The 7,688-nt window shown below is 69.9% G+C and carries 9 protein-coding genes and 1 pseudogene; 2 read left to right on the forward strand and 8 right to left on the reverse strand.

What is annotated here, in order from left to right:
• Positions 1–33 precede the first annotated feature (33 nt).
• From Y694_RS08655 to Y694_RS08670, 4 genes are all read right to left on the reverse strand, one after another.
• Complete coding sequence (locus tag Y694_RS08655; RefSeq protein ID WP_036231620.1) at positions 34–1,863, reverse strand: hybrid sensor histidine kinase/response regulator; 1,830 nt, start codon at positions 1,861–1,863, stop codon at positions 34–36.
• A 49-nt stretch (positions 1,864–1,912) separates the two neighbouring features.
• Complete coding sequence (locus Y694_RS08660) at positions 1,913–2,659, reverse strand: response regulator transcription factor (protein ID WP_011828749.1); 747 nt, start codon at positions 2,657–2,659, stop codon at positions 1,913–1,915.
• A gap of 116 nt (positions 2,660–2,775) precedes the next feature.
• Positions 2,776–3,177 carry a MaoC family dehydratase gene (locus tag Y694_RS08665; protein WP_051495666.1) on the reverse strand — a complete coding sequence of 134 codons (402 nt, stop codon included), beginning with the start codon at positions 3,175–3,177 and terminating at the stop codon, positions 2,776–2,778.
• Positions 3,178–3,231: 54 nt separating this feature from the next.
• A complete protein-coding gene (locus Y694_RS08670; protein WP_036231622.1) occupies positions 3,232–3,852 on the reverse strand; it encodes a ParA family protein in 621 nt (206 codons plus the stop codon).
• 228 nt (positions 3,853–4,080) lie between these two features.
• Here Y694_RS08670 and Y694_RS08675 point away from each other — a divergent pair, with 228 nt between their 5' ends.
• The gene (locus Y694_RS08675) at positions 4,081–4,293 is read left to right on the forward strand and encodes a hypothetical protein (protein WP_036231624.1); all 213 of its coding nucleotides are present in this window, start codon (positions 4,081–4,083) and stop codon (positions 4,291–4,293) included.
• Between the two features lie 18 nt (positions 4,294–4,311).
• On the opposite strand, the gene panC is transcribed toward Y694_RS08675, so the two are convergent.
• From panC to Y694_RS08695, 4 genes and pseudogenes are all read right to left on the reverse strand, one after another.
• A complete protein-coding gene (gene panC, locus Y694_RS08680; protein ID WP_036231626.1) occupies positions 4,312–5,157 on the reverse strand; it encodes a pantoate--beta-alanine ligase in 846 nt (281 codons plus the stop codon).
• A 10-nt stretch (positions 5,158–5,167) separates the two neighbouring features.
• On the reverse strand, positions 5,168–6,007 hold the full coding sequence (panB, locus tag Y694_RS08685) for a 3-methyl-2-oxobutanoate hydroxymethyltransferase (RefSeq protein WP_197028767.1): 840 nt from the start codon (positions 6,005–6,007) through the stop codon (positions 5,168–5,170).
• A 73-nt stretch (positions 6,008–6,080) separates the two neighbouring features.
• Positions 6,081–6,916: pseudogene (locus Y694_RS08690) on the reverse strand (segregation and condensation protein A).
• A 28-nt stretch (positions 6,917–6,944) separates the two neighbouring features.
• Positions 6,945–7,145 carry a DUF3460 family protein gene (locus tag Y694_RS08695; protein ID WP_011828756.1) on the reverse strand — a complete coding sequence of 67 codons (201 nt, stop codon included), beginning with the start codon at positions 7,143–7,145 and terminating at the stop codon, positions 6,945–6,947.
• Positions 7,146–7,253: 108 nt separating this feature from the next.
• Here Y694_RS08695 and Y694_RS08700 point away from each other — a divergent pair.
• The coding region (locus tag Y694_RS08700) for a CYTH domain-containing protein (RefSeq protein WP_036231630.1) at positions 7,254–7,688 on the forward strand (435 nt) is incomplete at its 3' end.

Genomic DNA, 7,688 nt, shown 5'->3' on the forward strand with positions numbered 1-7,688 from the left:
GGCGCCCCGCTGCTGCGTGCACCGATCGGGCGCTCAGCGCAAACCCAGCTTGAAGGCGATCATTGCGCGCAGCTTGTTCGGCGCCACCGGTTTGATCAGCAGGTGGAAGTCGTGGCGGTTCGACTCTTCCTCGTGGCCGGTCATGGTGCTGCCGGTCACCAGGATGGCCGGCAGCGGCTGGCCGAAGGCGGCACGCAGGCTCGTCAGCGCCTCGATGCCGGTGCGCCCTTCGGGCAGGCGGTAGTCGACGATCGCCAGGTCGGGGGTCGTCACGCCGGGGCTGCCGGCCCAGGCCTTGGCGGCCGAGACGGTGTCGAAGGATTCCACGCTGGCACCCCAGCCCTTGAGCAGCACGACCAGCCCCTCCCGAACCGCCGGCTCGTCCTCGACGATGACGATGTGGCGATGCTCCAGCGTCAGTCCCAGCGCGGGCTTGCCGGTGCCCGGCTCGGAGAGCTGGCTGCGCTGGACCTTGCCGGGCGGCACCGTCAGCGTGAACACCGAGCCCCGGCCGGGCACCGACGCCAGGTGCAGCGGTGCCCCCATCAGGCGGGCCAGGCGCTGCACGATCGACAGCCCCAGGCCCAGCCCCTTGGGCTGGTGCAACCCGAGGGGTGCGTTCGCCTGCACCTGATAGAACTCGTCGAACACCCGCTGCTGTTCGGTCGGGGCGATGCCCACGCCGGTGTCCCACACCTGCAGCAGCACCTCATCGCCGCGCCGGCGGGCGCTGACCAGCACGCCGCCGTCGACGGTGTAGCGGATGGCGTTGGACAGCAGATTGCGCACGATGCGATCGACCAGCACCGGGTCGCCGTAGACCACGTGGTGCGCGCCGCGGAAGCGCAGGCTCAGCCCTTTCTCGAAGGCGGTCGGCTCGTACTGCAGCTTCAGGCGCTGGAACAGTTCGCGCAGAGCGAAGTGGCGCGGCTGCGGCTCGACGCCACCGGTGTCGATCTTGGTGATGTCGAGCAGCTCGCCGAACAGACCCTCCAGAGCGTCGACCGAGCTGTTGATGCTGTTGACGAGGTGGGTCACCTCCTCGTCGCCGCGGCTCTTGGAGCGCAGCGCCTCGGCGAACAGGCCCATCGCGTGCAGTGGCTGGCGCAGGTCATGGCTCGCTGCCGCGAAGAACTGGGTCTTGGCGCGATTGGCGGTTTCCGCTGCGCGCTTGGCCTCGTCGGCGGCGGCCTTCTCGGTCTGCAACTGCACGGCCAGCATCTCGGTGCGTACCTTGAGCTCGATGGCGCGGTCGAAGGTGCGGCGGTAGGCCCGACCCAGGATCGTCGTCATGAGGAACACGAGGCTCAGCACGCCGGCCAGCAGCAGGTTGTCGGTGCTGCCCAGCGTTGCGATGCGCAAGATGGTCGGCACGAAGCACAGCGAGATGAAGGCAAAGAACGCGCGGTGCTGCGAAGCCATCAGCGTGATCGAGCCGACGCAGAAGCTGTAGATGATCAGCAGCAGGGTGGTCTGGTGGAAGGCCCGCCCGTGCTCGTAGAACATCCAGGCCGCCAGGCCCCAGCAGGCGCCCGAGGCCATGGCGCCGGCGTTCCACAGGCGCTGCCAGCGCGCGGCCTGTGACGACGCTGCGGCCCAGCCGGCATGCGCGTAGCGCCGCAGCGTGACGAGGCGCAGTACCCACACCAGCCCGAACAGCACGCACCAGGCGATCAGCTCGCGGGACGGCGCAACGGGCCAGTAGATCATCGTCAGCACCATCGCGCCGAGCAGATTGCCCGACAGCGACACGCCCGTCTGGCTGTAGAGCGTGCGCACCACGTCGGGCAGCAGGTCGGCGCGGCTGACCGTCTTGCGCTCGGGCGGCATGGGCAGGGGAGGCAGCGGGGGCAGGGCGTTCATGGGTCGTGTTTCAGGTGTGCGGCCGGGCCCTCCGCCGCAGGGCGCAGGATCAGCGGTTGCCGAGGCGCCAGGTGGAGGTGAGTCCGCCCGCCTGCTGGGTCATCTGACTCACCGCCAGCACGGCCTGGGTGCGGGAGTTGACGCCGAGTGCCCGCAGTACCGCGGCGACATGGTCCTTGATGGTCTCCACCGACAGGTTCAGGTCGCGCGCGATCAGTTTGTTGGGCTTGCCCTGCAGCAGCAGCGCCAGCACGTCGGTCTGGCGCGGCGTCAGCCCCAGCGCGGCCAGCGTGGGGGTGGTCTGGTAGTCGCTCTTTGCGGCCTGCGAGCCGATGACCTTCATGTAGCCCGGCACGGTGTCGGGCTCGGCGACCGGCGCGGCACTGCCGCCGCCCCCGTCGACGCCCATCGTCATCGGCGGCACGTAGATGCCGCCGGACATCACCAGCCGCAGGGCCTCGAACAGCGTGTCGTTGCTGGCGCGCTTGGGCACGAAGCCCATGGCGCCCATGTCGATCGAGCGGATCACGTCGCTGGTGCGGTCGCTGGCCGACACCACGACCACCGGCAGGGCCGGGTAGGCGTTGCGCAGTTCGGCGAGCAGGTCGAAGCCGTTGGCGTCGCCGAGTTGCAGGTCGAGCAGCACCAGGTCGAAATCGGCATCGGACTTGAGGGTGGCGCGGGCTGCGGCGGCGCTGCCGGCACCGACCACGGTGACGTCGTCGCCGAGACCCTGGATCACGGCCTTCAGGGCCGACAGGATGAGCGGGTGGTCATCGACCAGCAGGACCTTCATCGCTTGCCTCCGTGCGTTGGATAGAGCCCGGAGGATGGTAGCGGAGGGGCGATGCCGGATACGCCCTCTTTCGGGTGAGACCGGCGACGCCTGCTGCGAGCCTTCGCGGGCCGGTGCTAGGTGAAGCAGCGGATCAGCGACTCGGCGATGCACACCGGCTTGGCTGCGCCGTCGCGTTCGATCACGGCCTCGATGCCGAGCTGGGCGCCGCCGTCGATCGCGTCCCAGCGCTTCAGCGTGAAGCGCGCGCGCAGGCGGCTGCCCACCGGCACCGGTGCGGTGAAGCGCACGCGGTCGAGCCCGTAGTTGACGGCCATGCGCACGTCGGCGATCGCGTAGGCGCTTTCGAAGAACACCGGCAGCAGGCTCAGCGTCAGGAAGCCGTGCGCGATCGGTGCACCGAACGGCCCCAGGGCGGCGCGCTGCGGATCGACGTGGATCCACTGCCGGTCTTCGGTGGCGTCGGCAAAGCGGTCGATGCGGGCCTGGTCGATGATCAGCCAGTCGCTGTCGCCCAGCGGTTCGCCGACAAGGCCCGCAGATCGGCAAGGTGTTCGTAGCGACGCATGCGCTCAGCGGCCCTCGGCCCAGCGCGTGAGCGGCGTCCATTGCTCCAGGTCCTTCTCGACGCGGCTCGGCGCCACGTCCCACAGGGTCAGCCCGCGGGCCGCGAGATGGATGTAGTTCTGTGTGTCGCGCAGGTGGCCGAGCAGCGGCACGCCCAGCGTGCCGAGGAAGCTGTCGAGCTGGCCGGCCGAGATGCTGCCGTCCCGCACGCGATTGGCGATCACCGCCACGTCGACCCGCTCGCTCTTGCGGCGCGCCAGCAACTGGGTGATGAAGTCTCGTGTCGCGTAGATGTCGAAGATGCTCGGCTGCAGCGGCACCAGCACGCGATCGGCGATCCGCATCACCTCGTCGAGCTTCTTGCCGTGCAGGCCGGCGGGCGTGTCCAGCACGACGTGGCTGGTGCCCTTTGGCGGCTTGACCAGGTGGTCAGGCTGGAGCTCCCAGCCGGTGATCGCCGGCAGCGCGGCGGACCGCAGGCCCAGCCAGGTGCGCGCCGACTGTTGGCGATCGACATCGCCCAGCATCACCGCGTGACCCTGCCGGGCCAGGTAGCCGGCAAGGTTGGTGGACAGCGTGGACTTGCCCACGCCGCCTTTGGGATTGGCCACCACGATCACGGGCATTGCTTGCTCCTGTGCAAAGGTCGGGTCGCTGGGAGAGTGCGCGGGCTATGTTAGCGGCAGCCTTGCGCTCCCGCCTGCGTGCCCGGAACGATGGGACGGGAGACAGTGCCTCGGAGGGCTCTTGTCCGTGGCGGTGTAGGAGATCGGCTACGCCGGTGCGCGGGACTGTCTTCTAACGACCCGGCGGCGGCTCGGCGACGATGCGGTCACATCGCTCGAAAGCACGCCATGAGCCAAGCTGCACAGATCCTCGGCAAGGTCGAATTCCGTGAAGGCGACGGTCCGATGATCGTCATCCGGCCCGGTCCGATCGAGGTCGAGACGACCGAGATGGACGCCATGCTGAGCTGGACCGACGAGGACACGCACGGCGCCGCCACGATGCCGATCGCGGACTTCCAACGCTATGTGGCGGCCGGCGCCATCCGACTGCAGGGCTGAGGGCGCGGGCGCTGCGCCTCAGATTTCCAGGTTGTCGATCAGCCGGGTCTTGCCCAGACGGGCGGCGGCCAGCACCACCAGCGGCTCGGCCGTCGGGTCGGCCGGGGCCTGCAGGTCGCTGCGGCGGCGCAGCGCCACATAGTCCGGAGCCCAGCCGCGCGACCGCAGGGTACCCATCGCCTGCGCCTCGAGCGCCGCGGCGTCGATGCGGACCCCACTCTTCACGGCGGCCAGCACCGCGGCCTGCACGGTGTGCAGCGTGGCTGCCAGTTGCGGCGCCTCAGCGCGCTCAGGCTCGCTCAGATAGGCGTTGCGTGAGCTGAGCGCCAGCCCGTCGTCGGCGCGCGCGGTGTCCACCGCAACGATCTCGATCGGCAGTGCGAACTGGCGCACCATGCCGCGCAGCACCATCAGCTGTTGGTAGTCCTTCTTGCCGAACACCGCCACGCGCGGCTGCACGCACTGGAACAGCTTCATCACCACGGTGCAGACGCCGGTGAAGAAGCCTGGCCGGAAGGCGCCCTCCAGCACATCGGCCAGTTCGCCGGGCGGCTGCACCTTGTAGGTCTGCGGTTCCGGGTAGAGCTCGGACTCGGTCGGCGCGAACACCAGGTTGCAGCCCACGCCCTTGAGCAGGTCGCAGTCGCGCTCCAGCGTGCGTGGGTAGCGGTCGAAGTCCTCGTGCGGGGCGAACTGCAGCCGGTTGACGAAGATGCTGGCCACCACCGGGCCGCCGTGGTCGCGCGCCTGCTTCACGAGCGCCAGGTGGCCCTCGTGCAGACTGCCCATCGTCGGCACCAGCGCGGCTGGCCGCGTGGCGGCCAGGGCCTGGCGCAACTCGTTGATGGTGTGGACGACGCGCATGCTGTCGGTATCAGTAGGCGTGCAGGGTCTCGTCGGGGAAGCTGCCGTCCTTGACCGCGGCGACGTAACGATGCACCGCGTCCTCGATCGACGTGGCGCCATCCATGAAGTTGCGCACGAAGCGTGGCAGCCTGCCGTGCGTCACGCCCAGCATGTCGTGCAGCACCAGCACCTGGCCGGCGGTGCCGGCCCCGGCACCGATGCCGATGGTCATCAGTCCCGGGTTGTCGGCCTGCACCTCGCGGGCCACCCTGGAGGGCATCAGCTCCAGCACCATCATCGCCGCGCCGGCGTCGGCCAGCGCCTTGGCGTGGCGGCGCAGCGTGGCGGCGCCGGCCTCGTCCTTGCCCTGGATGCGGTAGCCGCCGAGCGCATGCACGCTCTGCGGCGTGAGGCCGAGGTGGGCGCACACCGGCACGCCGCGCTCGACCAGGAAGTTCACGGTCTCCGGCGTCCAGCCGCCGCCCTCGAGCTTGACCATCTGCGCGCCGGCCGCCATCAATGTGCCGGCATTGCGCAGCGCCTGCACCGGGTTTTCCTGGTAGCTGCCGAAGGGCATGTCGGCGATCAGGAAGGCCGCCTTCGTGCCGCGCGAGGTGCTGCGCGTGTGGTACCCGATCTGCTCCATCGTGACCGACAGCGTGCTCGACTGGCCCTTCAGCACCATCCCCAGCGAATCGCCGACCAGGATGCAGTCGACGCCGGCCGTGTCCACCAGCGCGGCGAAGCTGGCGTCGTAGGCCGTGATCATGGCGATCTTCTCGCCGCGCGCGTGCATCTCGCGCAGCGTGTGCAGCGTGACGGGCTTGCGGGCACTCGGGGTGTCGGCGGGCGAGGAGTGGCTGCTCATGGTCGGGCTGCTGTCTTTCGACGCTGGGGCGGCGGATTCTGCCAGCATGCCGCCGGCCCGGCGCCCGGGGAACTCAGGACGGCTGGTAGGCGAGCCGGACGTACAAGGGCGCGAAGGCTTCGGCCTGCGTCAGCTCGATCAGGTGTTCGCGCGCCAGCTCCAGCATCGCGATGAAGGTCACCACCATCACCTGCGGGCCGCGCTGGGTCTCGAACAGGTCCTCGAATTCGACGAAACGGCGGCCCTGCAGCCGCCGCAGCACGAGGCTCATGTGCTCGCGCACCGACAGCTCCTCGCGCGTGATCTTGTGGTGCTGCACGAGCCGGGCGCGCTTGAGAATGTCGAGCCAGGCGTCGCGCAGCTCTTCGACGTTCACGTCGGGGAAGCGTGGCGTCAGCGATTGCTCGATGTGCACCTGGCACGCAGGAAGTCGCGTCCGAGCTGCGGCAGCTGATCCAGCCGGGCGGCTGCGGCCTTGATCTGCTCGTACTCCAGCAGGCGGCGCACCAGCTCGGCACGCGGATCCTCGGCCTCCTTGCCTTCCTCGCTGCGCTTCGGGGGCAGCAGCATGCGCGACTTGATCTCGATCAGCATCGCCGCCATCAGCAGGTACTCGGCGGCGAGCTCGAGGTTGCGGTCACGGATCTGGTCCACGTAGGCCAGGTACTGCCGCGTCACATCCGCCATCGGGATGTCGAGGATGTTGAAGTTCTGCTTGCGGATCAGGTAGAGCAGCAGGTCCAGCGGACCCTCGAAGGTCTCGAGGAAGACCTCCAGTGCGTCGGGTGGGATGTACAGGTCGGTCGGCAGCGCGAACAGCGGCTCGCCGTACAGGCGGGCCAGGGCGATCTGGTCCACCACGTCGGTCGGGGCCGCCCCTTCGGCGACCACGCTGTCGTTGCTGCCGATCACGGTCGCGCGCACGCGCAGCTCGCGCTCAGCCCTTGGTCTGGTAGACGTAGGGCTGCTGGGGCACCCGTGCGTCGCGCTGCTCGGCGGCAGCCTGGCGGTCCTGCGGGCGATCCCACAGCAGGGCGCGGCCCTGGCGCTGCTTCTCCTCGAGTTGCGGATCGCGCTGCTTCAGCGTGGCGATGAAGTCGGTCACGTCGGAGCGATAGGGTTTCCAGAACAGCGGCATGGCAGGGCTTCAGAGTTCGACCGGCATTTTACCGGGCGCGTCAGGCCGGCCCGGGGGGCGGGCTGTCACGCGGCGGTCACTGTCACATGGCCGTGCCATATTCGCGCGATGACCGAGATCGAACTCAAGCTGCAGGTGCCGGCCGAGGCGCTGGCCGCCGTGGAGCGCGCGGTGGCCACACCGGCCGCGGTGCGCACGCGGCTGCAGGCGGTCTATTTCGACACCCCGGACCGCCGCCTGGCGGCGGCCGGCATCGCGCTGCGTCTGCGCAAGGAAGGCCGGCACTGGGTGCAGACGCTGAAGGCCGGGCCGGCACACGGCATGGCGCGTGGCGAGCACAACGTGCCGCTGGTCGTGCCCGCCGGCCAGGTGCCGCAGGAGGCCGACCCGGCCCGCCATGCCGGCACGCCGCCGCATGCGGCGCTGAGCGCCGCGCTCGCGCCGCGCGACGGTGAGGCGCGGGCCCCGGCGCTCGTGGCGCAGTACCGCACCGACATCCGCCGCCTGCACCGGCCGCTGCGCAGCCGCGACGGCACGGTGGAG

Origin of the sequence: Methylibium sp. T29-B (genome assembly GCF_000576225.1) — a bacterium.
GTDB lineage: Bacteria > Pseudomonadota > Gammaproteobacteria > Burkholderiales > Burkholderiaceae_C > Methylibium > Methylibium petroleiphilum.

What these genes read in the sequence shown, in the direction of transcription:
- Y694_RS08655 (WP_036231620.1), bottom strand. Translation starts at nt 1,863, where the DNA reads ATGAACGCCCTGCCCCCGCTGCCTCCCCTGCCCATGCCGCCCGAGCGC.
- Y694_RS08660 (WP_011828749.1), bottom strand. Translation starts at nt 2,659, where the DNA reads ATGAAGGTCCTGCTGGTCGATGACCACCCGCTCATCCTGTCGGCCCTG.
- Y694_RS08670 (WP_036231622.1), bottom strand. Translation starts at nt 3,852, where the DNA reads ATGCCCGTGATCGTGGTGGCCAATCCCAAAGGCGGCGTGGGCAAGTCC.
- Y694_RS08675 (WP_036231624.1), top strand. Translation starts at nt 4,081, where the DNA reads ATGAGCCAAGCTGCACAGATCCTCGGCAAGGTCGAATTCCGTGAAGGC.
- panC (WP_036231626.1), bottom strand. Translation starts at nt 5,157, where the DNA reads ATGCGCGTCGTCCACACCATCAACGAGTTGCGCCAGGCCCTGGCCGCC.
- panB (WP_197028767.1), bottom strand. Translation starts at nt 6,007, where the DNA reads ATGAGCAGCCACTCCTCGCCCGCCGACACCCCGAGTGCCCGCAAGCCC.
- Y694_RS08695 (WP_011828756.1), bottom strand. Translation starts at nt 7,145, where the DNA reads ATGCCGCTGTTCTGGAAACCCTATCGCTCCGACGTGACCGACTTCATC.